The 25,501-nt window shown below is 74.4% G+C and carries 30 protein-coding genes; 17 read left to right on the top strand and 13 right to left on the bottom strand.

Annotation, left to right across the window (positions count from 1 at the left end; translation table 11 throughout):
- The first annotated feature begins 162 nt into the window (after window positions 1–162).
- The 3 genes from ntrB (at window position 163) to ACTMTB_RS11205 (ending at window position 2,645) form a co-directional block, all read left to right on the top strand.
- Window positions 163–957 carry a nitrate ABC transporter permease gene (gene ntrB, locus ACTMTB_RS11215; protein WP_441144738.1) on the top strand — a complete coding sequence of 265 codons (795 nt, stop codon included), beginning with the start codon at window positions 163–165 and terminating at the stop codon, window positions 955–957.
- On the top strand, window positions 954–1,760 hold the full coding sequence (locus ACTMTB_RS11210) for an ABC transporter ATP-binding protein (RefSeq protein ID WP_441144736.1): 807 nt from the start codon (window positions 954–956) through the stop codon (window positions 1,758–1,760). The genes ntrB and ACTMTB_RS11210 overlap by 4 nt, the downstream gene beginning before the upstream one ends.
- 165 nt (window positions 1,761–1,925) lie before the next feature.
- Window positions 1,926–2,645 (top strand): Clp protease N-terminal domain-containing protein, encoded by a 720-nt coding sequence (locus ACTMTB_RS11205; protein WP_441144734.1) that lies wholly within the window; start codon window positions 1,926–1,928, stop codon window positions 2,643–2,645.
- Window positions 2,646–2,821: 176 nt separating this feature from the next.
- Here the strand turns inward: ACTMTB_RS11205 and ACTMTB_RS11200 are convergent, their stop codons facing one another.
- Together ACTMTB_RS11200 and ACTMTB_RS11195 are read right to left on the bottom strand one after the other, a co-directional pair.
- Window positions 2,822–3,343 (bottom strand): hypothetical protein, encoded by a 522-nt coding sequence (locus ACTMTB_RS11200; RefSeq protein WP_441144732.1) that lies wholly within the window; start codon window positions 3,341–3,343, stop codon window positions 2,822–2,824.
- A gap of 113 nt (window positions 3,344–3,456) precedes the next feature.
- The gene (locus ACTMTB_RS11195) at window positions 3,457–3,657 is read right to left on the bottom strand and encodes a DNA repair protein (RefSeq protein WP_154943277.1); all 201 of its coding nucleotides are present in this window, start codon (window positions 3,655–3,657) and stop codon (window positions 3,457–3,459) included.
- 221 nt (window positions 3,658–3,878) lie between these two features.
- Between ACTMTB_RS11195 and ACTMTB_RS11190 the strand changes: the two genes are divergently transcribed.
- Both ACTMTB_RS11190 and ACTMTB_RS11185 read left to right on the top strand, forming a co-directional pair.
- Complete coding sequence (locus tag ACTMTB_RS11190) at window positions 3,879–4,541, top strand: GNAT family N-acetyltransferase (RefSeq protein WP_441144730.1); 663 nt, start codon at window positions 3,879–3,881, stop codon at window positions 4,539–4,541.
- A gap of 334 nt (window positions 4,542–4,875) precedes the next feature.
- A complete protein-coding gene (locus ACTMTB_RS11185) occupies window positions 4,876–5,268 on the top strand; it encodes an STAS domain-containing protein (protein WP_441144728.1) in 393 nt (130 codons plus the stop codon).
- Between the two features lie 42 nt (window positions 5,269–5,310).
- On the opposite strand, the gene ACTMTB_RS11180 is transcribed toward ACTMTB_RS11185, so the two are convergent.
- The gene (locus ACTMTB_RS11180; protein ID WP_441144726.1) at window positions 5,311–6,762 is read right to left on the bottom strand and encodes a glycoside hydrolase family 3 protein; all 1,452 of its coding nucleotides are present in this window, start codon (window positions 6,760–6,762) and stop codon (window positions 5,311–5,313) included.
- A 153-nt stretch (window positions 6,763–6,915) separates the two neighbouring features.
- On the opposite strand from ACTMTB_RS11180, the gene ACTMTB_RS11175 reads away from it, so the two are divergent.
- A complete protein-coding gene (locus tag ACTMTB_RS11175) occupies window positions 6,916–8,091 on the top strand; it encodes an ROK family transcriptional regulator (protein ID WP_441144724.1) in 1,176 nt (391 codons plus the stop codon).
- 136 nt (window positions 8,092–8,227) lie between these two features.
- Here the strand turns inward: ACTMTB_RS11175 and ACTMTB_RS11170 are convergent, their stop codons facing one another.
- Both ACTMTB_RS11170 and ACTMTB_RS11165 read right to left on the bottom strand, forming a co-directional pair.
- Window positions 8,228–9,241, bottom strand: a complete 1,014-nt coding sequence (locus ACTMTB_RS11170) for an ABC transporter permease subunit (RefSeq protein ID WP_441144722.1) — start codon at window positions 9,239–9,241, stop codon at window positions 8,228–8,230.
- A complete protein-coding gene (locus tag ACTMTB_RS11165) occupies window positions 9,238–10,257 on the bottom strand; it encodes an ATP-binding cassette domain-containing protein (RefSeq protein ID WP_441144720.1) in 1,020 nt (339 codons plus the stop codon). The genes ACTMTB_RS11170 and ACTMTB_RS11165 overlap by 4 nt, the downstream gene beginning before the upstream one ends.
- Window positions 10,258–10,332: 75 nt before the next feature.
- Here ACTMTB_RS11165 and ACTMTB_RS11160 point away from each other — a divergent pair, with 75 nt between their 5' ends.
- Window positions 10,333–11,232 carry an ABC transporter ATP-binding protein gene (locus ACTMTB_RS11160; RefSeq protein WP_357615232.1) on the top strand — a complete coding sequence of 300 codons (900 nt, stop codon included), beginning with the start codon at window positions 10,333–10,335 and terminating at the stop codon, window positions 11,230–11,232.
- A gap of 73 nt (window positions 11,233–11,305) precedes the next feature.
- Window positions 11,306–12,208, top strand: coding sequence for a ribokinase (locus ACTMTB_RS11155; RefSeq protein ID WP_441144718.1), 903 nt, complete (start codon window positions 11,306–11,308; stop codon window positions 12,206–12,208).
- 35 nt (window positions 12,209–12,243) lie between these two features.
- On the opposite strand, the gene ftrA is transcribed toward ACTMTB_RS11155, so the two are convergent.
- Window positions 12,244–13,203, bottom strand: a complete 960-nt coding sequence (gene ftrA / locus ACTMTB_RS11150) for a transcriptional regulator FtrA (RefSeq protein ID WP_441144716.1) — start codon at window positions 13,201–13,203, stop codon at window positions 12,244–12,246.
- 73 nt (window positions 13,204–13,276) lie between these two features.
- Between ftrA and ACTMTB_RS11145 the strand changes: the two genes are divergently transcribed.
- Window positions 13,277–13,735, top strand: coding sequence for a rhodanese-like domain-containing protein (locus ACTMTB_RS11145; RefSeq protein ID WP_441144714.1), 459 nt, complete (start codon window positions 13,277–13,279; stop codon window positions 13,733–13,735).
- A 111-nt stretch (window positions 13,736–13,846) separates the two neighbouring features.
- Here the strand turns inward: ACTMTB_RS11145 and ACTMTB_RS11140 are convergent, their stop codons facing one another.
- Window positions 13,847–14,617 carry a hypothetical protein gene (locus ACTMTB_RS11140; protein ID WP_441144712.1) on the bottom strand — a complete coding sequence of 257 codons (771 nt, stop codon included), beginning with the start codon at window positions 14,615–14,617 and terminating at the stop codon, window positions 13,847–13,849.
- 112 nt (window positions 14,618–14,729) lie between these two features.
- On the opposite strand from ACTMTB_RS11140, the gene ACTMTB_RS11135 reads away from it, so the two are divergent.
- Complete coding sequence (locus tag ACTMTB_RS11135) at window positions 14,730–16,235, top strand: alpha/beta hydrolase (protein ID WP_441144710.1); 1,506 nt, start codon at window positions 14,730–14,732, stop codon at window positions 16,233–16,235.
- A gap of 164 nt (window positions 16,236–16,399) precedes the next feature.
- Here the strand turns inward: ACTMTB_RS11135 and ACTMTB_RS11130 are convergent, their stop codons facing one another.
- Window positions 16,400–16,882, bottom strand: a complete 483-nt coding sequence (locus ACTMTB_RS11130; RefSeq protein ID WP_154943292.1) for a DUF6232 family protein — start codon at window positions 16,880–16,882, stop codon at window positions 16,400–16,402.
- 561 nt (window positions 16,883–17,443) lie between these two features.
- Between ACTMTB_RS11130 and ACTMTB_RS11125 the strand changes: the two genes are divergently transcribed.
- Entirely contained in the window at window positions 17,444–17,611 is a 168-nt protein-coding gene (locus ACTMTB_RS11125; RefSeq protein ID WP_441144707.1) for a hypothetical protein, read from the top strand.
- Here ACTMTB_RS11125 and ACTMTB_RS11120 read toward each other — a convergent pair.
- Window positions 17,557–18,078 (bottom strand): DUF6232 family protein, encoded by a 522-nt coding sequence (locus ACTMTB_RS11120; RefSeq protein WP_441144705.1) that lies wholly within the window; start codon window positions 18,076–18,078, stop codon window positions 17,557–17,559. The genes ACTMTB_RS11125 and ACTMTB_RS11120 overlap by 55 nt on opposite strands.
- Window positions 18,079–18,175: 97 nt before the next feature.
- On the opposite strand from ACTMTB_RS11120, the gene ACTMTB_RS11115 reads away from it, so the two are divergent.
- The 4 genes from ACTMTB_RS11115 to ACTMTB_RS11100 all read left to right on the top strand — a co-directional run bounded on the left by ACTMTB_RS11115 (window position 18,176) and on the right by ACTMTB_RS11100 (window position 22,625).
- Window positions 18,176–18,949, top strand: a complete 774-nt coding sequence (locus ACTMTB_RS11115; RefSeq protein WP_441144703.1) for an enoyl-CoA hydratase-related protein — start codon at window positions 18,176–18,178, stop codon at window positions 18,947–18,949.
- 123 nt (window positions 18,950–19,072) lie between these two features.
- Window positions 19,073–20,695, top strand: coding sequence for an acetolactate synthase (locus ACTMTB_RS11110; RefSeq protein ID WP_441144701.1), 1,623 nt, complete (start codon window positions 19,073–19,075; stop codon window positions 20,693–20,695).
- A 149-nt stretch (window positions 20,696–20,844) separates the two neighbouring features.
- Window positions 20,845–21,816, top strand: coding sequence for an ATP-binding cassette domain-containing protein (locus ACTMTB_RS11105; RefSeq protein WP_357617395.1), 972 nt, complete (start codon window positions 20,845–20,847; stop codon window positions 21,814–21,816).
- Window positions 21,813–22,625 carry an ABC transporter permease gene (locus tag ACTMTB_RS11100; protein WP_280840654.1) on the top strand — a complete coding sequence of 271 codons (813 nt, stop codon included), beginning with the start codon at window positions 21,813–21,815 and terminating at the stop codon, window positions 22,623–22,625. Before ACTMTB_RS11105 ends, ACTMTB_RS11100 begins: the two co-directional genes overlap by 4 nt.
- Window positions 22,626–22,734: 109 nt before the next feature.
- Here the strand turns inward: ACTMTB_RS11100 and ACTMTB_RS11095 are convergent, their stop codons facing one another.
- Genes ACTMTB_RS11095 through ACTMTB_RS11085 form a run of 3 tightly spaced genes read right to left on the bottom strand, consistent with a single transcriptional unit; the run spans window position 22,735 to window position 23,891 of the window.
- Window positions 22,735–23,145: a PLDc N-terminal domain-containing protein gene (locus ACTMTB_RS11095; protein WP_441144698.1), complete on the bottom strand. Its 411-nt coding sequence runs from the start codon at window positions 23,143–23,145 to the stop codon at window positions 22,735–22,737.
- Between the two features lie 27 nt (window positions 23,146–23,172).
- On the bottom strand, window positions 23,173–23,472 hold the full coding sequence (locus ACTMTB_RS11090) for a DUF202 domain-containing protein (protein ID WP_280840652.1): 300 nt from the start codon (window positions 23,470–23,472) through the stop codon (window positions 23,173–23,175).
- Window positions 23,469–23,891, bottom strand: coding sequence for a YidH family protein (locus ACTMTB_RS11085; protein ID WP_441144696.1), 423 nt, complete (start codon window positions 23,889–23,891; stop codon window positions 23,469–23,471). Before ACTMTB_RS11085 ends, ACTMTB_RS11090 begins: the two co-directional genes overlap by 4 nt.
- Window positions 23,892–23,902: 11 nt before the next feature.
- Here ACTMTB_RS11085 and ACTMTB_RS11080 point away from each other — a divergent pair, with 11 nt between their 5' ends.
- A complete protein-coding gene (locus tag ACTMTB_RS11080) occupies window positions 23,903–24,700 on the top strand; it encodes a GNAT family N-acetyltransferase (RefSeq protein ID WP_441144694.1) in 798 nt (265 codons plus the stop codon).
- A 2-nt stretch (window positions 24,701–24,702) separates the two neighbouring features.
- Window positions 24,703–25,110, top strand: coding sequence for a hypothetical protein (locus tag ACTMTB_RS11075; RefSeq protein WP_441144692.1), 408 nt, complete (start codon window positions 24,703–24,705; stop codon window positions 25,108–25,110).
- A gap of 3 nt (window positions 25,111–25,113) precedes the next feature.
- Here the strand turns inward: ACTMTB_RS11075 and ACTMTB_RS11070 are convergent, their stop codons facing one another.
- The gene (locus ACTMTB_RS11070; RefSeq protein WP_441144690.1) at window positions 25,114–25,320 is read right to left on the bottom strand and encodes a hypothetical protein; all 207 of its coding nucleotides are present in this window, start codon (window positions 25,318–25,320) and stop codon (window positions 25,114–25,116) included.
- Between the last annotated feature and the right edge of the window lie 181 nt (window positions 25,321–25,501).

Raw genomic sequence — 25,501 nt, 5'->3', positions numbered from 1 at the left:
GACTCGAGTGGTCCCACGCTGACGTCAGTCGCCCCGGCCGATGGGGCAGGCGAGGGAATCGGCGCGCCGGCGACGCCAGCCGCCGGAAACGGATCGCGGTCGGCGGCCCCGACCGCAGACATCGACGTTGCCGGCCACCGTGGCCCGGCGACACCCTCCTGGTTGACCGCGTGGGGCAGTCGACTGGCCAGCTTCCTGGTGGCCGCCCTCTGGGCCGTGGTCGGTCTCGCGGTGTTCGTGGCGCTCTGGCAGTTCGCGACCCTTGGCTCAACCGCGGTGCCGGGTCCGCTCGACAGCGCCCGGACCCTCGGCGACCTGCTCAGCCGACCGTTCTTCAACACCACCAACGACAAGGGCATCGGTCTGCACCTGTACGTCTCGCTGAGGCGGGTGTTCCTGGGATTCGGTCTGGCCGCGCTGGTCGGCATCGCGCTCGGGCTGATCATGGGCGCGGTCCGACCCGTCTGGTCCGCGCTCAACCCGCTCGTGCAGGTGCTCCGTCCGGTGTCGCCACTGGCCTGGTTCCCGATCTGGCTCTACATCATCGAGGAACCGGCACAGTCGGCGGTCATCGTCATCTTCATCACCGCGCTGTGGCCCACTCTGATCAACACCGCGGCGGGTGCCGGTTCCATCCCCCGCGACCAGCGCAACGTGGCACTGGTCTTCAAGTTCCGACCGCTGGCGTACCTGTGGCACGTGCTGATACCCAACGCGCTGCCCTCCATCATCACCGGCCTGCGGCTGTCCATGGGCATCGGCTGGATGGTCATCGTCGCGGTCGAGATGCTCCAGGGCAACTCCGGCATCGGTTACTTCGTCTGGAACTCGTACAACGCCCTGGAACTCGACAAGGTGGTCGCGGCAATCGTGCTCATCGGTGTGGTCGGGCTCGTCCTCGACACGATCCTGCTCATGCTCTCCCGGTGGGTCACTCCTGAGGAGGTACACGGATGACCATCGCCATCAACGGCGTCCGCAAATCGTTCCGGCGCCGGGGGCACGCGCCCCAGGAGGTGCTGCGCGGCGTCGACCTGACCATCGACACCGGCGAGTTCGTCTCCTTCATCGGGCACTCCGGCTGCGGAAAGTCGACCCTGCTCAACATCGTCGGCGGGCTGGTCACGGCGGACAGCGGCACGGTGCGGATCGACGGGCAGCCGGTCACCGGGCCGGGGCCCGACCGCGCGATGGTGTTCCAGAACTACTCGCTGCTGCCGTGGCTGAGCCTGCGGCAGAACGTCCGGGTTGCGGTGCAGGAGTCCCGCCCGGACTGGAAGCGGGCCCGGGTCGACGAGATGGTCGAGCGGTACCTGACCGCGGTATCGCTGTGGGAGCACCGCAACAAGCGGCCGGGGCAGGTCTCCGGCGGCATGGCGCAGCGTGCGGCGGTGGCCCGGGCGTTCGCGGTTGCGCCCCGAACACTGTTGCTCGACGAGCCGTTCGGCGCCCTGGACGCGCTGACCCGCTCCCGGCTGCAGCAGCAACTCGTCGACCTGTGGGACAGCGAGTCGGAGACCGAGACCGTGTTGATGGTGACGCACGGTCTGGACGAGGCGATCCTGCTCGCGGACCGGATCGTGGTGATGGCCAACCTGCCCTACCCGTCGGTGCGCACCACCATCGACGTACCGATTCCCCGGCCACGCAACCGTACGACTGTCGTGCACCATCCCGCGTACGACGGCATCCAGAAGCAACTCGTGGATCTCCTCATCGCGGACAACGACGTGGAGCCCGTCGAGGCTGCGGTGGCCTGAGCGCAACCGACGACGCCTCGGCCGGATCTTGGAGGCTTGCGGGAACACGCCGTGAGAATTCAAGGTCCGGCTCCCACGTCCCATCGGCGCATCATCGCCGCCCACGTCGATCCCGGTCGTCAACCAGTGGTTGACGCACGAGGGTCGTCAACCTATGGTTGACGCATGACGGATCCCATCCAGATGACGAACCCGGTACGCCTCGACGACCTCATCCGGGCCATCAAGAAGGCCCATCCCGACGCGCTCGATCAGCTCAGCGACGCGGTCATCGCGGCCGACCACCTGGACGAGCTGGCCGACCACCTGATCGGCCACTTCGTGGACCAGGCCCGGCGCTCCGGTGCCTCGTGGACCGAAATCGGCAAGAGCATGGGGGTCAGCAAGCAGGCCGCCCAGAAGCGCTCCGCCGCGAAGGTCGACGCGGCCGCCGCCCTCGACCCGAGCGCCGGCTTCGGCCGCTTCACCCCGCGGGCCCGCAACGTCGTGATGGCCTCGCAGAACGAGGCCCGGGCCACCGGGCACGCGGAGATCCGCGCCGAGCACCTGGTACTGGGGCTGCTGGCCGAGCCGGACGCGCTGGCCGCCAAGGCGATCGTCGACGAGGGCGTATCGCTGGACGCCGTGCGGCAGGCGGTGACGGTGGCGCTCCCGCCCCCCGCCGACCAGGTGCCCGACCTGATCCCCTACGACGCGCAGGGCAAGAAGGCCCTCGAACTGACCTTCCGGGAGGCGCTGCGCCTCGGGCACAACTACATCGGCACCGAGCACATCCTGCTCGCCCTGCTGGAGCTGGAGGACGGCTCGGGCGTGCTCTCCGGGCTGGGACTGGGCAAGGACGGTGTCGAGGAACGCATCATGGCCACCCTGGCGCTGTACCGGTGACCCCCGCGGGGGACGCGATGTCCCCCGCACCGGGGAGTTCCCGCCCTCCGGATGTCGGCAGAGTCCCAGATGGACCGTCTCCCGCCGGCCCGCACGGCCGGCGCGGGGGCGGTGACGGTCCGTCGGTGGCCGGGGCGCGGCACGGGGGGACGCCCCGGCCATCGACGGGTACGGGGTCAGGCGACGGCGACGGGGAAGCCGTAGCGGGCGGCGTGCTCGGGGTCGGTCGGGTCGACCTGCCGGATCCCGGCGTCGGCGAGGCGCTTGTTCACCTCGTCCAGCTGCTCGCGGACCAGTCGGGCCTCCTCCTCGGTGACCCGGCCGCGGTGCGGCCGGCCGGCGTGCTCGATGGTGCCGTAGTCGATCTTTTCGGCGCTCTTGCGCGCCTTCGGCGGGCGTACCCGCTCGGCGGTGCGCAGCAGTTGGGCCATCGGTACGTCGGTGGCCATCGCGTCGAACTCGCTGGCGGTCAGCACCACCCGGCGCGGCTCGCCGCCGCCGTGCCGGTCGTGGATCTCCACCACCGCCACGTCCAGCGCCGCGTCGTCGATGCTCTCCACCTCGATCGGGGTGGCGTCCAGTTGCACGGGCCCGGCCACCAGGTCAGGGTGCTCCAGCACGACGACCTTGACCACCTCGTCGTCGGCCTGCAGTACCGTGCCACTGAAGTCGGAGACGTGGATCGTCTTCTTGCCCATGCGCGGAGCTTCTCCTGTCGTAGGCCGAGTTTCGGACCACAAGACGCTACCCGACAGGTGTGCGAAAGCCCCGGCTGGACGCCCCGGGTGTGTCGCCGCTTTCTCCGGCGCGGTCAGCGGGCGGTGAGGCCCCGGCGGGAGGAGACGCCCGCGGGAAGGCTGTTGAGGTCGCCCCAGGAGAGCGCGGCGTTCACCCCGCGCCCGGTCCGCGCCTCCCGGTACGGCGGTTGGGCCGGAAATCGCCCGGCGGCCTCGGCCGCCCGCCAGATCCTCGCGGTGTCCTGCTGGTACCGGTCATTCGGCTGATTCGGCATGACCATTACCGTCCCAAAAGAAGTTGTACATGTATGGAAATGAATATGACGGTCGATCGATGTCTCGGGTTCCCGGACATCGGCCTCGCTCAGTACGTCTACCCGGGCGGCCAGGCCGTCAACCGGCCCCCGTCGAGCGCAACGGAAGGTCGGCCCGGCCGGCACGGCGTACGGTGATCACGACGAGGTGGTCGTACCCGAGCGGGCGAGGGAGGTGTCCGGTGCTCGACCGCCGGCTCTACCTGCACCTGGTCACCTGGCTGGGCCAGTGGCCGGCCGGCCCCGGCCTGCACGTCGTCGGCTCCCGCCGGCGCGGGCGACCGGCCTGGGACGGGCGGCTGCGACCGGCGATCGCCGTCCAGGCCGCCGGCAGCACCGTGCTCTCGGTGCCGCCGGAGCGGGTGGCGGCGATCCGCGCGCTGGCCCGTGGGCCGGAGGCCGAGCTGCTCGCGGCGCTGCCCGCCGCCGTCGGCCAACCGGACTGGATGCTGGCCGACGACGTCTTCCGGTGGTGCCTGGACCCGGCCCCGCTGCCCGAGGTGGGGCGCTGGGTCCCGCCGACCGACCCGGCGTTCCCTCCCTGGCTGCGGCTGTTCGACCGGGAGGTGCTGGTGGTCCGGGACACCGACGGCGGCTACCTCGCCGGTGTCGGGATCAAGCGACACGACCCGCACGGACACGAGCTGGCGGTGGGGACGACGCCGGCCGCGCGCGGCCGGGGCCTGGCCCGCCGGCTGGTCGCCCAGGCCGCCCGGCGGGTGCTCGACGAGGGCGCCGTCCCGACGTACCGGCACGACCCGGCCAACGTCGCCTCGGCCCGGGTGGCGGAGGCGGCCGGCTTCCCGGACCGGGGCTGGCGATCGTACGGCGTCTATCCCCGGTGACCGGTCGCGCGGGTGTGGCGCCGCGCTGACCGCGCCGCGCGGCGTCGTGCTGGCAGGGCGCGGACCGTGGATTCCGGGCCGAATCCACGGTCCGCAGCCTTCCCCCCAGGCCCTCCGTGTGCCGGCGTACCCGCCGACCGGTCCCGTTGATGGTGACGCTACGTACGGATCGGCCCGTGAGCAAGAGGTAACCGACCGTTTCGGCGTGTCCGGTAGTGGACTTGAGCTGCGGCAAGGGTCGTCGACCCGGTCGACGGCGATGGTGACGGAGCGTGCGGGGTGAGCGGACGGCGGACCGCGATCCAGGCTGTCGCGCCGCCCGGCGGGTATCGTCGTGCCGCGACGGTGGCAGCTCGGCGAGGAGCGGGACATGCGGGTGGACAGGCGGCACGAGGACGGCGGGCGGATCGTCCTGCGGCCCGTCGGCGACCTGGACATCGCCACCGCCGCCGTGGTGCAGGACGCCCTGGACGCCGCCCTCGACCTGCCGGACACGGTGGAGCTGGTCGTGGACCTCGCCGAGGTGCCCTTCCTGGACTCGACCGGCGTCGCCGCCCTGCTGCGCGGGGCCGCCGAGGCCGTCGGTCGGGGCGCCAGGTTCCGGGTGGTCGACCCGCAGCCGGTGGTGGCCCGGGTGCTGCGGATCACCGGCGTCGACAGCCTGGTCGGGCTCGCGCCCCGGCACCGGAACCCGTCCGCCGTCGACCCCGACGCCCCCGCCGCCTAGGAACCGGCCACCCTTGTCCGGGGGCGGCGCCGCAACCGGGTCTCAGCCGATCAGCCCCAGCGCCTCCGCCGCCGCCCGGCCGTTGGCGTGGCTCGCCCCGTAGGTGGTGACGAACGCGCGCGCGCCGGTCGGCCGCCAGCGCCCCGGCCAGCCCATCTCGACCACGGTCACCGGGTACGCGGCGGCCAGCGCGTCGACCAGCTCGGCGCCGCCGGGCAGCCGGTGCAGGTGCCGCCCGACCAGCACGATCGGCCGGCCGTCGGCGAGCCGCCCCAGCGCGGCGGCATCCGTCTCGGTGGCGACGACGCGTACCTCCTCCAGGCCGTCCAGGTGCGGGCCCAGGCCCCACGGCACCCGCCCCTCGGCCATGGTGGCGGTGGCGTGCAGCTGCACCACCAGCGGCCGGGCCAGCCCGTCGACCTCGCCCTCGACGCGGACCGCCCGGCGCGCGGCGGCGTACCCGAGGTCGGTGGGGATGGTCGGCGGGATGCCGGCGGCCCGGGTCCAGGCGGCGAGCGCGGCGGTGCGGCCGGCCGCCTCCTCGACCCGGGCGCGGTCCAGCCGGCCGTCGCCGATCGCCGCGACGATCTCGCCGGCCACGTGCTCGACCAGGGCGGCGTCGACCTTCGCGCCGATGCAGAGCAGGTCCGCGCCGGCGGCCAGCGCGCGCACGGCGGCCGGCCCGACCCCGCCGGCGGCCAGCGCGGCGCCCTGCATCTCCAGCGCGTCGGTGATCACCGTGCCGGTGAAGCCGTACTCGCCGCGGAGCAGGTCGACCAGGACGGCCCGGCTGAACGTGGCCGGCCCGTCCCCGGTGAGCGCCGGCACCCGGATGTGGGCGGTCATCACGGCCCGGGCGCCCGCCTCGACGACCGCCGCGAACGGCGGCAGGTCGCGCTCGCGCAGCAGGGCCGGGGACACGTCCACGGTGGGCAGCTCGTGGTGCGAGTCGGCCACGGTGGCGCCGTGCCCGGGGAAGTGCTTGGCGCAGGCGGCGACCCCGACCGACTGGAGACCCTCGACGGCGGCGGCGGCGTGGGCGGCGACCCGGGCCGGGTCGGCGCCGAACGACCGGGTGCCGATCACCGGGTTCTCGTCGGCGGTGTTGACGTCGACGGTCGGGGCCAGGTTGACGGTGATGCCGAGGGCGGCCAGCTCGGCGCCGATGGCCGCGTAGACCCGGCCGGTGAGCGCGGTGTCGTCGACCGCGCCGAGCGCCGCGTTGCCCGGGTACGGGCTGCCGGTGGCGTGCGCCAGTCGGGTGACGTCGCCGCCCTCCTCGTCGATGGCGATCAGCACGTCCGGCCGGCCGGCGCGCAGCGCGAGGGTGCTCGCGGCCACCTGCGCGGGATCGTGGACGTTGGTGCCGAACAGGGTGTGCCCGGCCAGCCCCTCGGCGACCAGGTCGACGGCCCACTCCGGCGGCACCGGCCCCGGGTACGCGGCGAGCAGCGTGCCCAGCGCGAGCCGGCGCAGTCCTGGATCCAGCCCCACGTGTCTTTCCCCCTTCGGTGCCGGACGGCACGAGTGTCGCACCGGGAGCGGTCGGTCGTCCGAGTTCCCGGGTACGGGGTGGCCGATACGCTACGGGCACCCGCCCGCAGGTCGATTCGGTTGGCGAAGTTTACGGAAATCAGAGGACGTGGCATGAGTGCGACCCGGCTGCCCGGCACACCCCGCCTGTTGCGGGCGCTCAACGACCGAGCGGCACTGGAACTGCTGCTCGAACGGGGCCCGCTGACCCGGGCCCGGCTCGGCGAGCTGACCGGCCTGTCCAAGGTCACCGCCTCGCAGCTGGTCGAGCGGCTGGAGGAACGCGGGCTGGTCACCCGGGTCGGTGAGCAGGCCGGCGGGCGGGGCCCGAACGCCCAGCTCTACGCGGTACGCCCGGGCAGCGCGCACGTGGTCGGCGTGGACGTCGGCGCGGAGCGGGTGGTGGCGGCCTGCGCCGACATCACCGGAGCCGTCATCGGCCGGGTGGAGCAGTCCACCCGGGACACCGACGACCCGGTCGGCGTGGTGCACAACGCGGTGGTGCGGGCGGCGAGCAGCGCCGGCGCGGAGCTGTCCAGCGTGCGGCGGGTGGTGCTGGGCACCCCCGGCCTGGTGGACCCGGGCACCGGCGACATCACCTTCGCCTTCAACCTGCCGCGCTGGCACCGCGGCCTGCTCGCCGCGCTCCGCGAGGACCTGCACACCCCGGTGGTCTTCGAGAACGACGTCAACCTGGCCGCCGTCGCCGAGGCGCAGTCCGGCGCGGCCCAGGGGCTGGCGGACTTCGTGCTGGTCTGGGTGGGCGCCGGCGTCGGTCTGGCGATCATGCTGGGCGGGCGGCTGCACCACGGCAGCAGCGGCGCGGCGGGTGAGATCGGCTACCTGCCGGTGCCCGGCGTGCCGATCCCGCGCGACGTCTCCCGCCGGGCCAAGCCGGCGTTCCAGCAGCTCGCCGGGGCGGACGCGGTTCACGCGGTGGCCCGTGAGCACGGCTTCGACGCCGGCTGCGCGGCCGACGCGGTGCGCGACGCCGTCGCCGCCGGTACGGCCGGCGCCCCGATGCTCGACGAGCTGGCCCGGCGGCTGGCCCTCGGCGTGGCCAGCACCTGCGTGGTGCTGGACCCGCCGCTGGTGGTGCTCGCCGGCGAGGTCGGGCAGGCCGGCGGGGCGGCGCTGGCCGAGCGGGTGCAGCAGGAGGTCGCCGCGATCACGCTGGTCCGGCCCCGGGTGGTGCCGACCGGGCTGACCGAGGAGCCGATCCTGCGCGGCGCGCTGCGCACGGCGCTGGACGCCGTCCGGGACGAGGTCTTCGGGTCGACGGTCGGCTGACGCCCGTCGCCGTACGCCACCCGTCATGTGAAGGAATTCTTCACCACCGGCCCGGCCTCGGCAAGATCCTGCCGAAGTCGGGCCGGTGGTGACCGGGCCGTGCCGGGCCGATCGCCCGTCCCGGGCACGGCGGCAGTCAGATCAGGTCGCGCCGGCGGAAGACCGCGAACGCGGCGGCGGTCACCGCGCCGGCGAGGGCCAGCAGCACCAGCAGCGCCGGGGCCCAGGTGATCGTGTACGTGCCGTCGCAGAAGCCGAAGCCCGACGCGTTCCGGCAGACCTGGTCGTCATAGAACTCCACCTTGCCGGCGAGCCAGGCCGCGATGTAGGTGGAGAGCATCAGCTGGTCCGGGCGGGCCACGTCGAGGATCTCGAACACCAGCCGTGCGCCCAGTTCCCAGACCACCGCGTACGCGGCCACCGCGCCGAGCGCCGCCGAGGTGTGCCGGCCCAGCGTGGCGATGCCGAAGCCCAGCGCGGTGGCGAGCAGCACCAGCACCAGGCCGCGCCCGTAGCGGCCGGCCAGGTCCTGCCAGAACACCGCGTCCAGCCGACCCGGAAGCCCGGCCGCCTGCGCGATCGTCCAGAACGTGCCCAGGTAGACCACCGTCGCCACCACCGACAGCAGCGTCACCACCCCGAGCAACGTGCCCAGCTTCGCGCCGAGCACGGTGAGCCGACGCGGCCGCCACAGCAGCAGGTTGACCACCCCGCCGGAGTTCAGGTCGGCGCCGATGTACGAGGCCCCGACCAGGAAACCGAAGAGCACCAGGAACGCGATCAGGAAGTACAGCAGCGGACCGGCCTGCTGGCCGAAGACGAAGACGCCGCTGAGGTAGTCGGCGACCACCGGCAGCTGGTCCTGCAGCACCGGGTCGGCCTCACTGCAGTCGGCCGGCAGGTACCTGTTCTCGTCGACCGGCAGCTCGCCCGCCTTGACCTTCAGGCAGTACTCGTGGTTAGCCTCCATGGCCCGGATGACCTGGGCGAGCTGCGCCTCCGCCGCGGCCAGCTCGCGGGCCGACGGTTGGTGCGACCCGACCAGGGTGGTGGCCGTGGTGATGGCGAAGGCCAGGGCCAGCAGCACCAGCATCAGCTGGACGAAACGGCGGGCGGCGAGCCGCTCCACCTCGGCACGGACGAGGTTCACGCCTGCACCCCCCGGCCGGTGGTCACGTCGAGGTCGATCATGGATGCGTCAGGTCCCTCCCCGGGCAGGGCGGCCTCGCCCACCTGCCTCGGCAGTGTCGGATGTGGTGCGGTGCCGGTCAGTTCCAGGAAGACGCTCTCCAGGTCGGGGCGGATCGGGGTCAGCTCGCGTACCCAGACCCCCTGCTCGCCCAGCGTGCGGGCGATCAGCTCGGGGTCCTCCGCGCCGGCGACCACCAGCAGCCCGTCGTGCTCGGTGACCGACAGGCCGGCCGCTCCCAGCAGGTCGGCGGCTCGGCCCGGCTCCGCCACCCGTACCCGCCACTCGTGCTGGTCGTAGCCGGCCAGCACCTCCTCGACCCGGCCCGCCGCCACCCGGCGACCCCGAGAGATGATCGTGACGTGGTCGCAGATCAGCTGGATCTCGGCCAGGATGTGGCTGGAGACCAGCACCGTCACCCCCGCGTCGGCCAGCGACCGCATCAGGTCCCGCATCTCGCGGATGCCCGCCGGGTCCAGCCCGTTCGCCGGCTCGTCCAGGATCAGCAGCTCGGGATCCTTGAGCAGGGCGGAGGCCACGGCCAGCCGCTGCCGCATGCCCAGCGAGTAGCCCTTCACCCGGTCGTTGCCCCGGTCGCGCAGCCCGACCTGCTCCAGCACCTCGTCGACCCGGCCGGTCGGCACCCCGCCGGCCAGTGCCAGCAGCCGCAGCGTGCGGTGACCGGTGAAGTTGCCGAAGAACTGCGGGCTCTCCACGATCGCGCCGACCCGGCCGGCCACCCGGGCCAGCTTCTCCGGGGCGGGGGAGCCGAGCACGCTCATCCGGCCGCCGTCGGCGCTCACCAGGCCCAGCAGGGCGCGCAGGGTGGTGGTCTTGCCGGAGCCGTTCGGGCCGAGGAAGCCGTGCACCTGCCCGGCCTCGACCAGCATGTCGAAGCCGTCGACCGCGACCCGCCGCCCCTGCCGCAGGGTGTGGAACGTCTTGCGCAGCCCCTCGATCTCGATGACCGCGCTCATCGGCGCTGCTCCTGACCTCGATCGGGCATGGCACGTCCTCCGGCTGTGGTGACCAACGACACGGCGCCTCACCCTATGGCCGGAGCCTCGCCCGTGGGGGGCACCCCGCAGGCTGCGTGGTTGGATGGAGCGGTGACTGGTGACCTGATCCCCGGCGCCGCCGGCGCCCCCGCCGCCCCCGCACCCGTGGACGCGGATCTGGTGGTCAGCCTCGACGGTGTCGGCGTCAAGCGCTCCGGCACCGCGCTGCTGCACGACGTGGACTGGCGGGTCGAGCTCGACGAGCGGTGGGTCGTCCTCGGCCCCAACGGCGCGGGCAAGACCACCCTGCTCAACCTGGCCGCCGGCCGGCTGCACCCGACCAGCGGCACCGCGCACGTGCTCGGCGAGCGGATCGGCCGCACCGACGTCAACGAGCTGCGGATGCGCATCGGCCTCTCCACCGCCGCGCTCGCCGAGCGGGTACCCGCCGAGGAGCGGGTCAGCGACGTGGTCGTCACCGCCGCCTGGTCGGTGGTCGGCCGGTGGCGGGAGAGCTACGACCGCACCGACGAGTCCCGGGCCCGCGCGTTGCTCGGGCAGCTGGGCGTCGGGCATCTCGCCGAGCGGGCGTACGGGACGCTGTCCGAGGGCGAGCGCAAGCGGGTGCAGATCGCCCGCGCCCTGATGACCGACCCCGAGCTGCTGCTCCTCGACGAGCCGGCCGCCGGGCTCGACCTGGGCGGGCGCGAGGACCTGGTGGCCCGGCTGGCCGAGCTGGCGTACGACCCGGACGCCCCCGCCCTCGTCCTGGTCACCCACCACGTCGAGGAGATCCCGCCGGGCTTCACCCACGCGCTGCTGCTGCGCGAGGGCGGGGTGGTCGCCCAGGGGCTGCTCGCCGAGACGCTCAGCGGTGACAACCTCTCCAAGACCTTCGGCCTGCCGCTGGTGGTCGAGCGGCGCGGCGAGCGGTACACCGCCCGGGCCGCCTGAGCCCGGGCGCCCGGCTCCCGGCCGGCGGCTGGTCCTAGACTCGCCGCAACACGCAGGTCGGCAGGAGGTCGTGGTGCGGCAGACCCGGGTCGTCGTGGTGGGCAGCGCGAACATGGACCTCGTCGGCACCGGCCCGGCGCTGCCCCGGCCGGGCGAGACCGTGCTCGGCAGCGACTTCGTGACGGTGCCCGGCGGCAAGGGCGCCAACCAGGCGATCGCCGCGGTCCGGGCCGGCGCGTCCTGCGCCTTCCTCGGCGCGATCGGCTCCGACGCCTTCGGCGTCACCCTGCGCGCCCGGATCACCGCCGCCGGGGTGGACACCGGCCAACTGCGGGTGGTCTACGGCGCGTCCGGGGTGGCGCTGGTCATGGTCAACGCCGTCGGGGAGAACGCCATCCTGGTGACCCCCGGCGCCAACACCGCCTTCACCGGCCTCACCGGTGCCGAGCTGGACGCCGTACGGGAGGCGGACGTGCTGGTCGCGCAGCTGGAGATTCCGGTCGAGACGGTGACCGCCGCGGCGCTGGCGGCCCGGGAGACCGGCACCCGGGTCATCCTCAACGCCGCGCCGGCCCGGCCGGTGCCGGCCGAGCTGCTGGCCGCGGTGGACCTGCTCGTGGTCAACGAGCCGGAGGCGCAGGCGCTCACCGGCCGGGGCCGGGACGAGCCGCGTGCGCTGCTGGAACTCGTGCCCCGGGCGGTGCTGACCCTGGGCGGCGAGGGTGCCTGGTACGGCGATCGGGACGGCGCGGACGTGCACGTGCCGGCGGTCGAGGTGGACGTCGTCGACACCACCGCCGCGGGTGACGCCTTCACCGCCGCGCTGGCGGTGGCCTGGGGCGAGGGCCGGGAGGTGCTGGACGCGGTGCACTGGGCCGCTGCGGCCGGCGCGGCCTGCGTACGCCGGCTCGGCGCCTCGGTGGCGCTGCCCCGGCGCGACGAGATCGACGCGCTCTACGCCCCGCCGGCCGGCTGACGCCACCCACCCGCGTCCCCGACACGGCGCCCAGGTCAGGCGGCGTCGCGGGGGAAGGCCCGACGGTACGCCGACGGCGAGGTCCGCATCGCCCGGCCGAAGTGGTGCCGGTAGGTGACCGCGCTGTCGAACCCGACCGACCGGGCCACCTCGGCGACCGGCAGCCCGGTCGACTCCAGCAGCACCAGGCTGGCCCGCACCCGCTGGTCGATCAGCCAGCGGATCGGGCTGGTCCCGGCGGCCCGGGCGAACTGCCGCAGGTAGGTACGGGAGGACATGTGCGCCTGCCGGGCCAGCCGCTGCACGGTCAGCGGCTCGGCGAGGTGGGCCAGCGCCCAGTCCATGCTGCGGGCGATCCGGTCGTCGCCCGGGTCGGCCGGCACCGGCGTCTCGATGAACTGCGCCTGCCCGCCGTCGCGGTGCGGCGGGATCACCAGCCGCCGGGCCACCGCGTTGGCGATCGCCGCGCCGAAGTCCCGGCGGACGACGTGCACGCAGAGGTCCAGGCCGGCGGCGCTGCCCGCGCTGGTCAGCACGTCGCCGTCGTCCAGATAGAGCACGTCCGGGTCGACGTCGACGCGCGGGTACCGCCGGGCCAGCAGGTCGGCGTACCGCCAGTGGGTGGTGGCACGCCGGCCGTCGAGCAGGCCGGCGCCGGCGAGCGCGAACGCCCCGGAGCAGATCGACATGATCCGCGCGCCGGCCCGGTGCGCCCGGCGCAGCGCGGTGACCAGCTCCGGTGACGGGTCGGCGGTCACGTCGGGCACGCCGGGGACGATCACCGTCCCGGCCCGGGCCAGCACGTCGAGGCCGTACGGGGTGTGCAGGGCGGCGCCGCCGACCACCGGTACCGGACCGGGGCGCTCCGCGCAGACGGTCAGCGCGTACCAGTCGACGTCGAACTCGGGGCGGGGCAGCCCGAACACCTCGGTGACGATGCCGGTCTCGAAGACCGACATCCCCGGGTACGCCAGCACGGCCACCGTACGGGTCATGGCGGGATGTTAGCGGAGGACGTCGTTCCCGCCACTCCCGCCGGTGGCGGTGGCCGGCCGAGGATCTACAGGCATGTCGAACACGCTCTCGGTGCCACCGGCCGATCCGGCCGTCGCCGCCGCCCACTTCCTCGACCGGCTGACCTTCGAGACCGACGTCAGCGACGTGCACGCCGACCTGACCGCCCGGGTGTCCGGCCTGGTGGTCGTCGACTCCCGGGGGCCGGACGCCTGGCGGCAGGGGCACCTGCCCGGCGCGGTGCACCTGCCGACGGCCGAGATCGCCACTCGGGCCGCCGAGCTGGTGCCCTCCGGCACGGCGGTGGTCACCTACTGCTGGGGGCCGGGGTGCAACGGCGCCACCCGGGCGGCGCTGGAGTTCGCCCGGCTCGGCTACCGGGTCAAGGAGATGCTGGGCGGCTACGAGTACTGGGTCCGGGAGGGGCTGCCGGTGCGTACCGAGACCGGGGAGACCCGCCGGCCGGTCGACGACCTGACCGCGCCGCGCGCCACCGCCCGCTGCGACTGCTGACCGGTCCCGGCGCCGGCCCCGCCCGGTCATGATCGACACCGGTTGCGGCGTGTCGCGGTCTCCCCGCCGCCGGACACCGCGACACGTCGCAAACGGAGTGGATCACGCGGGTCAATCGGCCGGGTCGTCGGTGCGGCGCTCGCCCCGGCGGCGCAGCATGCCGAGGCCGGGGATGCCGGCGACGGCGAGCTTGAGGTCGCGGGTGACGTCGAGCAGGTCGTGCAGGTCCGGGCCGACCCGGTCCAGGGTGGCCAGGATCGGCAGGATGTCGGCGGTCAGGTGCTCCTTGAGCTTGGGCAGCTCGTCCACCAGCCGGATCGCCGCGGTGACCTCCTCGTGGCTGAGCTGCTCGATGAAGCGGGTCGCCATCGGCGCGGCCCGGCGCAGCGCCGGCTCGTACGCGGCCATCAGCCCGGTCGCGGTCGCGGCGGCCTGCTCGGCGGCGACGATCGTGCCGGCGGCCCGGCTGGCGACGGCGTCCGCCTCGGCGACCACCGTGCCGGCCGCCCGGGCCACCCGCTCGGCCTCCCCGACCACCACGGCCGCCGCGCCGGACACCTGCTCGGCCTCGCCGACCACCACGGCGGCCGCCGCGGCCACCTCGGTGGCGGTCTCGATCGCGGTGGTCGCCGCCGCGCTGATCACCGCGACCTCGCGGGCCGCCGCCTCGGCGTCGGTGAGCACCCGGTCGGTCCGGTCCAGGGTGCCCTCGATCCGGTCCACCACCCCGTTGATCCGGGCCAGCAGCGCCTCCACGCCGTCGAGCACCGCGAACGCGCGGGCCGGCACGGCGGCGAACGAGGCGGCCGAGCCGAACGCCTGGTCGAGGGCGGTGCGGGTGAGGCCGACGACCGCGGTGGGCCGGGGGAGGGGGATAGCCATGTGACCAGTGTGCGTCGGCCCGGCCACCCGCGCCCGACGGCGCGGTCCCGGTCACTGCCCGGCCGGGCGTCGCGGGCACCGGCCCGCCCGCCCGGGCGATAGGGTGCCCGGCATGTCGGTCCGCCCCCTCGGCGCCACGCCGGCCGCCCGCCGGGTCGCGGTCCTCGCGGTCCTCGCCGTGCTCGCCCTGGCGTTCGGCGGGTACGGGCTGGCCCGGGCCGACGCGGGGCTGAGCACCCGACGGGCGACCGTCGACGGGGTGCCGCTGACCGAGGTGCGGGCCACCGGCGTGGCGGGCCGCCGACCCGGCGTGGTGATCGCCCACGGGTTCGCCGGCTCGGCCCGGCTGATGCGCCCGATCGCCGACACGGTGGCCCGGCAGGGCGCGGTCGCGCTGCTGGTCGACGTCGCCGGGCACGGCGCCAACCCGGCCCGGCTGCCCGGCGCCGGGCGGGACGCCGCCGACTCCCGCGCCACCCTGGAGCGCGACCTGTCCGTCGCCGTCGCGTACCTGCGTACCCGGCCGGACGTCGACCCGGCGCGGATCGTCCTGATCGGACACTCGATGGGCGCCGGCGCGGTCACCCGCTACGCCGCCGGCCACCCGGACATCGCCCGCACCGTCGCGATCTCGCTGCCCGACTCCGACGACCTGCCCGACGGCCGGCCGGACGGGCTGCTGCTGATCGTCGGCGGCGCGGAGTTCCCCGCCTTCCGCGACACCGCCGAGGCGACGTCCCGCCGGGGCGTCGGGCGGCGGCTGGTGGTCGTACCCGGGGTCGAGCACATCTCGGTGCTCTTCGCCGGTCGTACCCATGACGAGGTCGCGGCGTGGGTCGGTGGCGGCGCAGACCCGCCGCGACCCCTCGCGCGGCTGGCGCCGGCCGGGTTGCTGCTGCTCGGGTTCGGGCTCGGCTTCGTCCCGCTGGCGACCCTGCTGCTCGGCCGCCGGCCCCGGCCGTCGTGGCCGGCCGCCCCGACCCCCGCGGTGCTGGCGGTGGCGGCGTCCGCCGCCGGCCTGGGTGCGCTGGCCGGCGCGCTGGCGCCGACCACCCGGCTTCCGCTCGCGGTCGGTGGTCACGTCACCGGTTTCCTGCTGGTGACCGGCGTGCTGCTGGCCGCCGCCGCGCGGTGGTGGCCGCTGCCCGCCGCCACCTCGACCACGGTCCCGGCGACCGCGCCGGTCGCCCGCCGCGCGCCGGCCCGGTCCGCGCTCGCCGCCGTCCTGCTCACCGGGTACGCGGTGACCGCCGTCGCCGTGCCGATCCACCTCGGGTTCACCTCGGCGCTGCCGGTGGGCGACCGGTGGTGGCTGCTGCCCGTGGTGGCCGCCGCCTGCCTGGTCTTCCTCACCGGCGCGGAGCTGGCGACGGCCGGGCGGAGCTGGCGGTACGCGGCCATCGGCGGGATCGCCGTGCTGGCCCTGACCGCCTCGGCCGTGGTGGGGCTGGCGCCCGGGTTCGTGCTGCTGGTGGTGCCGCTCTTCGCGGTGCTGGTCGGCTGGCAGGCGGCCTGGGCGGCGGTGCTGCGCCGGGCCGGCGCGCCCCGGTGGCTGCCGGCACTGGTCGGTGCGGCGCTGCTGGCCTGGCCGATGGCCACCACCCTGCCGCTGAGTTGAGAGGTCGCCGGTACGGAATCCGGCCCGTGCCGGCAAGGGCTCAGCGCCCGCCGGTGAGACCGCCGGTCGTCATGGCCGGGTGCGGGCCACCCGCAGTGCCCACCAGATCAGCGGCGCCTGCAACGGCAGCCGGCCGTAGGCGGCAGCCTCGCCACGACGGGTGGTCATCGGTGCTCTCCCTGGTGCTCGACGGCGCGCTGCACAGCCCGGTAGATCTGCCCGAACCGTAACGCGTCCGGGGTGCGCACCAGCATCACCTCCTGCCCGTGGTGCTGCACCCACAGCTCGTGCACCCGGTTGCCGCGCTCGTAGGAGCGGTCCAGCCAACTCAGCGGCAGCTCCAGGAACGGGGTCAGGGCCAGCGCGCCGACCGCGCAACCGGCGAGGATGACCAGTGCCAGCTTCCAGTTGCCCCGGTCCTGCGCCGACCAGGCCAGCGAGACCACGCAGACCAGCGCCACCAGTGGTGGCAGCGAGAGCAGCAGCACGAGGACACCCCGGCCCAGCACCCGCCCCCGGACGGCCAGCGTCGTCGCTCCCCGCGCGTGCCAGACGTACGTCACGTCGGCGATCCGGACCGCCTGCCCACCGGCCCGGATCGACTCCGAGGTCACCTGGACGGTGTCGTCCCGGTAATAGAGCGTCATCACTAGACCCTAACCATCCGTGGACAGGACCCACCCCCGTCGTTCCGGCAGCCGGTCGCCCCTCCGGTCCGCGCGTCCGCCCGGGGTCCGGGGTGCGCTGCTGGACGCTGTGGAGCTGATGTCGTCAACGACTCACCCAACCGGCCGGCCATGCCCGGCGTGCGTCGGCGTCGAGCCGTGCCTGCGCGGTGGCGAGTCCGGCCTTCGTGCGATGCACGACGGGTGGCTCGACGGCGACGAGTGGAACGTCATGGGTGTCAAGAGGCGCCGGTGACACCCATGTGGTTCCACCGGTGGCCCGGGCCGGTGGCGCAGGGGCAGTGGCGGGCGAGGCTCGGGGACGGTTCACGGTCCGCAGTGGAGGCGCGCCACTGCGGCTGAGTCGTCTACGACATCAGCTCTACAGCGTCGGGGACCACATGCTGCCGCCACAGCTCCCGGCACCGGGCCGTCAGCACGGACCAGCGCCACCGGCGCAGACCCCGCCACCGGGCTCGCCCGCCGGGTGCGCGGACCGGGGGACCGGACGGCGTCGCGGCGGGCGACCGGGTGGTCGTCTCGATGGCGCAGACCTACCGGCGGGACGCCACCGGCGCCACGGCCGTGCAGAGCGCCTGCAAGATGTACCGGTTGGCCGGCGGCCGGATCGTGCAGTTCTGGGGCGAGCAGGACCTCTACGGCCTGCTGCGGGGGCTGGAGATGGTGCCCGACGGGCCGATCGAGTTCTGAGCGCCGGGGATCGGGCGGCGGCTCTCCATCGCCCGCTGCACCGCCCGGTAGACCTGGCCGAAGCGCAGCGCGTCACCGGTGCGCAGCAGCAGCACCGGCCGGCCCCGCCAGCGGGCCCACATCTCCCACTGCCGGCTGCCCCGGGCGTACGAGCGGTCGAGGTGTTCGAAGAGGAAGTCGGCGAGCGGGCCGACGGCGAGCCCGACCAGCACCGAGGCGCCCACGATGGCGACGGTGACGGTGAGCGAGCGGTGCAGCCAGACGGCCAGCGCCACGCCCAGCACGGCGGCGACCAGGGGGCCGGCCAGGGCCGCGCCCAGGGCGCCGCGCCCGACGAGCACCCGCCACGAACGGCTGCCCCGCTGGTGCCAGACCATGCCGATCTCGGCGAGCGGGAAGGTCCGCCCGTCCACCCGGATCGCGGTGGAGGTGACCTGCACCGACCTGTCGTCGTAGTACGTGATCATGGCGGTACTCCCGGTGGCGGGGCTGACACCAGCCTACGTACCCCAACGACCGGGCCGTAAGGTTGGCACGCTACTTCGACGAGGAAGTGAGGGCAGCGTGAGCGAGTTCGTGCGGCTGGAGACCAGGGACGGCATCGGCACCATCCGGCTGGAGCGGCCGCCGATGAACGCGCTCAACACCCAGGTGCAGGAGGAGTTGCGCGCCGCGGCCGCGGCGGCCACCGCCGACGCCGGCGTCCGCGCCGTCATCGTGTACGGCGGGGAGAAGGTCTTCGCCGCCGGCGCGGACATCAAGGAGATGGCCGACATGTCCTACGTGGACATGGCGGAGCGCGCCGCGGACCTGTCCAGCGCCCTCGGCGCGATTGCCCGGATCCCCAAGCCGGTGGTCGCCGCGATCACCGGGTACGCCCTCGGCGGCGGCTGCGAGCTGGCCCTGGCCTGCGACTGGCGGGTGGTGGCCGAGGACGCCAAGCTCGGCCAGCCGGAGATCAAGCTCGGCATCATCCCCGGCGCCGGCGGCACCCAGCGGCTGGCCCGCCTGGTCGGCCCGGCCCGCGCCAAGGACCTGATCATGTCCGGCCGGATGGTGGACGCCCAGGAGGCGCTGCGGATCGGCCTGGCCGACCGGATCGCCCCGGCCGCGCAGGTCTACGACACGGCCGTCGAGCTGGTGACGCCGTACCTGACCGGCCCGGTGCAGGCGCTGCGCGCGGCGAAGCTCGCCGTCGACGGCGGCCTGGACATGGACCTCAACTCCGGTCTGGCCTGGGAGAGCCAGCTCTTCGCGGCGCTCTTCGCCACCGACGACCGGCGCGAGGGCATGGCCGCCTTCGTGGCGAAGCGCAAGCCGGACTTCACCGGCCGCTGACCGTCGGCCCGGGCCGGCGACGCCGCGTGTGGGCGCCGGCCCGCCAGGTGAACCGAGAAGTGTTCACATCCTCCGTACCGGCCAGTAGCGTGTGACACCGGTCATGTGACGAGGGGAGCGGCGATGACGGAACGGGTCGAGGGCCACGGCGGGGAGCTCGCGCTGGCGGCGCTGCGCGCCAACGGCGTACGGGAGATGTTCACCCTCTCCGGCGGGCACGTCTTCCCGCTCTACGACGCCGCCCACAAGCACGGGTTCCCGATCTACGACGTGCGGCACGAGCAGTCGGCGGTCTTCGCCGCCGAGGCGGTGGCCAAGCTCAACCGCCGTCCCGGCCTGGCCGTGCTCACCGCCGGCCCCGGCGTCACCAACGGCGTCTCCGGCCTGACCAGCGCGTTCTTCAACGCCTCGCCGGTGCTGGTGCTGGGCGGGCGGGCGCCGCAGTTCCGCTGGGGCTCGGGCAGCCTCCAGGAGATGGACCACCTGCCGCTGGTCGCCCCGGTCACCAAGCACGCCGAGACGGTGTTCCGCACCGACGACATCCCGCGCGCGGTCACCGCCGCCCTGACCAGCGCGCTCACCCCGCACCGGGGGCCGGCCTTCCTGGACTTCCCGCTGGAGGCGGTCTTCAGCGTCGGTGACGCCGAGCTGCCCGCGCCGGTCGCCGTCGCGCCGGTCGAGCCGGACCCGGACGAGGTGGCCCGCGCCGGCCGGCTGATCGCGGGCGCGCAGCGCCCGGTGTTCATCGCCGGCTCCGACGTGTACGCCGGCGACGCGGTCGCCGCCCTCCGCGAGGCCGCCGAGGCGCTCGGGGTGCCGGTCTTCACCAACGGCATGGGGCGCGGGGCGCTGCCGCCGGAGCACCCGCTCGCCTTCGCCAAGGCCCGCCGGGTCGCCCTGAAGGGCGCCGACGTGGTCGTCGTCATCGGCACCCCGCTGGACTTCCGGCTCAGCTTCGGCGACTTCGGCGACGCGGCGGTGGTGCACATCGTCGACGCCCCCAGCCAGCGGGCCGGGCACGTCCAGCCCGCCGCCAGCCCCGCCGGCGACCTGCGGCTGATCCTCTCCGCGCTGGCCGGGCAGACCGGTGACCGGGTCGACCACGCCGACTGGGTCGCCCAGCTGCGTACGGCCGAGGACGCCGCGAAGGCCCGCGACGCCGAGGAGATGGCCGCCGACACCGACCCGATCCGGCCGGCCCGGGTCTACGGCGAGCTGCGTCGGGTGCTGGCTTCCGACGCGATCACCATCGGCGACGGCGGCGACTTCGTCTCGTACGCCGGCCGCTACCTGGAGCCGGCCCAGCCGGGCACCTGGCTCGACCCCGGCCCGTACGGGTGCCTCGGCACCGGCATGGGCTACGCGATGGGCGCCCGGGTCAGCCACCCGGACCGGCAGATCTGCGTGCTGATGGGCGACGGCGCCGCCGGCTTCTCGCTGATGGACGTGGAGTCCCTGGTCCGGCAGCGGCTGCCGGTGGTCATCGTGGTCGGCAACAACGGCATCTGGGGGCTGGAGAAGCACCCGATGCGGGCCATGTACGGCTACGACGTCGCCGCCGACCTCCAGCCGGAGCTGCGCTACGACAAGGTGGTCGAGGCGCTCGGCGGGGCCGGCGAGACGGTGGCCAAGCCGGCCGACCTCGGGCCGGCCCTGGCCCGCGCCTTCGACGCCGGGGTGCCGTACCTGGTCAACGTGCTCACCGACCCGACGGACGCGTACCCGCGCTCGTCGAACCTGGCCTGACCACGACGCCGTGACCGCCGCAGCCGGGTGACCGGCGGCGGCGGTCACGTTCTGTCAGCAGCTAAATCGGCGGAATGTCAGCGGCCGTCGTCGTAACGTCAGACCCCTCGCGCATCGTTGGGCGACCAGCGATAACGATCGGAGTTCTGATGACATACGCGATCCGCGCCGAGGGGCTGGTGCGCCGCTTCGGCGCCACCACCGCCCTCGCCGGGGTCGACCTGGAAGTTCCCACGGGGACGGTATTCGGGTTGCTCGGCCCCAACGGCGCCGGAAAGACCACCGCGGTACGGGTGCTCGCCACCCTGCTCGCCCCGGACGAGGGGCACGCCACGGTCGGCGGGTACGACGTCGGCCGCGACGCCCACCGGGTGCGCCAGCTGATCGGTCTGACCGGCCAGTACGCCTCGGTCGACGAGACCCTCACCGGCACCGAGAACCTGCTGCTCATCGGCCGGCTGCTCGGGCTCGGGCGGGCCCAGGCGCGGGCCCGCGCCGCGGAGCTGCTCGCCGACTTCCAGCTCACCGACGCCGCCGGCCGGGCGGCCAAGACCTACTCCGGCGGCATGCGCCGTCGGCTGGACCTGGCGGCCAGCCTGGTCGGGCGGCCGCAGGTGCTCTTCCTCGACGAGCCGACCACCGGGCTGGACCCGCGCAGCCGCAACGAGCTGTGGGACATCGTGCGCACCCTGGTCGCCGACGGGGTGACCGTGCTGCTCACCACGCAGTACCTGGAGGAGGCCGACCAGCTCGCCGGCCAGATCGCGGTGGTCGACCACGGCCGGGTCATCGCCCAGGGCACTCCCGAGGAGCTGAAGGCGAAGACCGGCGGGCAGGTGCTCACCGTGCGCCCGGTCGACCCGGCCGACCTGCCGACCGTGCGGGCCATCGCCGGCGAGGTGGCCCGGGCGACGCCGGAGGTCGCCCAGACCACCGTCACCGTGCCGGTGAACGACCCGGACGTGCTGCCCGCGGTGGTCCGCCGGCTCGACGCCGCCGAGATCCAGGTGGCGGAGCTGGCCCTGCGCGGTTCCAGCCTGGACGAGGTCTTCCTCTCCCTCACCGGCCACCGGGCCGAGCAGGACGCCTCCACCGACGTACTCGAAGGGACCCCGGCATGACCGCCGTCACCGCGCCCGCGCCGTCGCTCGCCCCGGCCCGCCGGCTCGGCGTCGGCGCCGGCCTGCGGCACACCCTCACCCTGGCCTGGCGCAGCCTGGTGCAGATCAAGCACAACCCGATGGAGCTGCTCGACCTGAGCATCCAGCCGGTGATGTTCGTGCTGCTCTTCACCTACGTCTTCGGCACCGCCATCGCCGGCTCGTCCGGCGAGTACCTGACCTTCATGCTGCCCGGCATCATGGTGCAGAACGCGCTCTTCGCCACCATGACCACCGGGTTCGGGTTGAACAACGACCTGACCAAGGGGGTCTTCGACCGGCTCCGGGCGCTGCCGATCGCCCGCTGGGCGCCGCTGGCCGGCCGGATCCTCGCCGACACGGTCAAGCAGGCCTGGTCGATCGCGTTGCTGCTCGGCGTCGGGATGATCCTCGGCTTCCGGGTCGGCAACGGTGCCCTCGGCGTGCTGGCCGCGTTCGCCCTGCTGCTGGCGTTCACCCTGGCCGCGTCCTGGATCTCGGTGCTGGTCGGGGTGCTGGTCAGCGAGCCGGAGAAGGTGCAGATCTTCGGCTTCATGGTGATCTTCCCGCTCACCTTCACCAGCAACATCTTCGTGCCCACCGACCGGATGCCCGGCTGGTTGCAGAACTGGGTCGAGGTCAACCCGGTCACCGTCGTCGCCGACGCGCTGCGGGGGCTGCTGGTCAGCGGCCCGGTGGCCGGCCCGGTGCTGCAGACCCTGCTCTGGGGCGCCGGCATCGCGGTGCTCTTCGCTCCGCTGTCGCTGCGCGCCCTCAAGCGTCGGGTGTGACCCGGACGGCCTCCCCGGCCGTCTCCCTCCGGGCGTCCGGACCGTTCTCCCTCCGGGCGTCCGGGCCGCTGCGGGCGCCCGTCACCGCGGATGTGCGAGCGGGATCCGCCTAGACCTCCGGGCGGTCCTCCTCGCGCGGCGGGTCGCCCTCGCGGTGGCGCAGGTCGTCCTCGCGCCGGCGCAGGTCCTCCTCCCAGCGGCGGAACAGCTCCTCGTCGTCACGACGGGAGCGTTCGGCGATGGAGTCGAGGAACTCCGGGTCGTCGTCGGGCGCGACCGGTCGGCGCCGGTCCCGTCCGGTGGAGGCGGGGCCGGCCGGGCCGGGCCGGGCGGGGGTGGCCTTGCGGCCGGCGAGGAACCAGGCGATCGAGCCGACCAGCGGGAAGAACAGGATGATCAGCACCCACGCGATGCGGGGCAGCGCGCGGATGTTCCCCTCGTCGGCGGAGAGGCAGCTGATCAGGGCGCAGACGGCCAGGACGATCTGGACCGCGAAGAGCAGGAGGGACAACCGGGCCATGCCCCCATGATGGCGCACCGCGACCCGTCACCACATCCCGCGCAGGACCAGCGCCACGGCGAGCAGCGCCAGCACGGCGGTGGCCAGGGCGACCGAGGGCAGGGCCGGCGAGCCGACCCGGATCGGCCCGCTGCCCGCGGCCCGGCGCCAGCAGGCCACCAGCGCCCCGGCCCAGACCAGCACCACGGCTGCGGCGAGCAGCGCGCCGGGCACGTCCCCGGTGAGGGCGAGCCGGACCGCCAGCACGGTCACCACGGTGAGTGCCAGGGCGGTGCGCCGCCAGGCCAGCCGGGTGCGCTCCGGTTGCAGCCCCGGGTCGCCGGTCACCGGCCGCCGACCCCCCGCGCCAGCACCGCGAAGACCAGCAGCAGCGCGCCCAGCCCGACGATCAGGGCGAGCACGGCGGGGAATCGGGAGGCCGGCAGCTCCTCGCCGAGCCGGATGGCCCGTTCGGTACGCGCCCAGCGGTCCACCGCCCGCACCGCCACGGCGCCGCCGAGCAGCAGCAGCGCGACCGCGATCGCCTCGCGCAGATGGCGCACCGGCGTCGGTGGCAGGAACTGGGCGGCGGCCAGCCCGCCGGCGATCAGCGCCAGCCCGGTGCGCAGCCAGGCCAGGAAGGTGCGTTCGTTGGCCAGCGAGAAGCGGTAGTCGGGGGCGGTGCCGACCGACCTGAGCTCCGACGGGTCGAACCACCGCCTGATCGCCTGCCACACGGCGCCGATTATCCGCTTTGTACCGGGCATAGCCTGGACGGATGACCGATCTTGACCCGCACGCGTTGCGCGACAGCTACGACACCCAGATCCGCCCGGAGATCCCGGATCCGGTGCCGGCCGGGGTGACCGTCGAACGGGACGGCCCGCTGGTCCGGATCCTCGGCCTCGACCACGGCGGCTTCCTCACCTACCGGACGCTGGACGGGCTGGCCGGCGCGGAGCTGGACGCGCTGATCGCCCGGCAGGTCGAGCTGTTCCGGCAGCGGGGCGAGTCGGTGGAGTGGAAGCTGAACGCCCACGACGAGCCCGCCGACCTGGCCGACCGGCTGCGCGCCGCCGGGTTCGTGCCGGAGGACCGGGAGACCGTCCTGATCGGGCCGGTCGCGCCGCTGGCCGGCGCCATCCCGGTGCTCCCCGAGGGGGTACGCCTGCGGGAGGTCACCTCCCGGGCGGACCTGGAGCGGATCGCCGCGATGGAGCAGGAGGTGTGGCAGGCCGACCGCAGCCACCTGGTGACCGGGCTGGAGAAGGAGATCGCCGCCGATCCGCAGTCGATCACCGTGGTGGTGGCCGAGGCGGGGGACCGCGTCGTCAGCGCCGGCTGGGTCCGCTACCTGGCGAACACCGGCTTCGCCAGCCTGTGGGGCGGCTCGACGCTGGAGCAGTGGCGGCACCGGGGCATCTACCGGGCGCTGGTGGCGTACCGGGCGCGCCTGGCGGACCAGCGGGGCAAGGCGTTGCTCCAGGTGGACGCCTCGGAGGACAGCCGGCCGATCCTTGAGCGGCTCGGCTTCGTACCGGTCACCACGACCACCCCGTACGTCTACACTCCGTGATGATGGAGCAGCGGCTGACGGACGACGAGCGGCTCACCCTCAAGACCGGCGCGTTCGGGGCCGTCTTCCTGGTGTCGAACGCCGATCCGGGCATGTTCGCCATGATCCGGGAGAGCATCGCCGCGTCCGGGGCGCTCAACGGCGCCAGCGGGGTGGTGAAGGAGGCCCTCACCACCGGACCGCTGCCCAGGTTGCCCCGGGACTCCCCGCTGGAGGTCGAGTCCGTGGTGCTGCCGGCGCTCGGCCGGGCGGTCGACATCCTGCGGGAGAAGTCGCCGCAGGACCTGGCCGCGTACCGGGACGTGGTGCTGGCGGCGGCCGACCGGGTGGCCCAGGCGCACCGGGGGATCGCACCGGCCGAGGCGGCCGTGATCGAACGGATCAGGGGAGCCCTCGCCGAGCCGGCGTGACCGCTACCCGTTCGCCGGGGGCGGCCCGCCCGCCGGGTCGCCGCCGGGCGCCGTCCAGACGGTGTGCACGGTGTCGCGGACGCAGAGGTCACGGACCCGGCCGCACGCGCACCGGTACGCCTCCGGCGCCGCCGGGCGGCCGCAGCGCTCCGGTGCGCGGTCGCCGCCGGCCGTCGCGCCGACCGGACGCGCCGCGTCCTGTCCTGACATGTCGTGACACCTCCCGGTTTGTGAGTCTAGCCGGGAGCGCGGCTCCGGTGAGCTGTGTCACTCTGAGTGCCCAGGAAGCCGAATCTACTGACAGGTAACATTGCGCCGTGGGCAACTGCACAAGCGCCCGCGGTTGACCGGGCGTCAACGGACGCGCGAGGCTGCGCCCGTGACCGGGCGA

This window comes from Micromonospora sp. L32, from assembly GCF_052068055.1.
Taxonomy (GTDB): Bacteria; Actinomycetota; Actinomycetes; order Mycobacteriales; family Micromonosporaceae; genus Micromonospora; species Micromonospora purpureochromogenes.
Note: the sequence above shows the minus strand (reverse complement) of the source record. Positions and strands in the feature narration are given on the sequence as shown.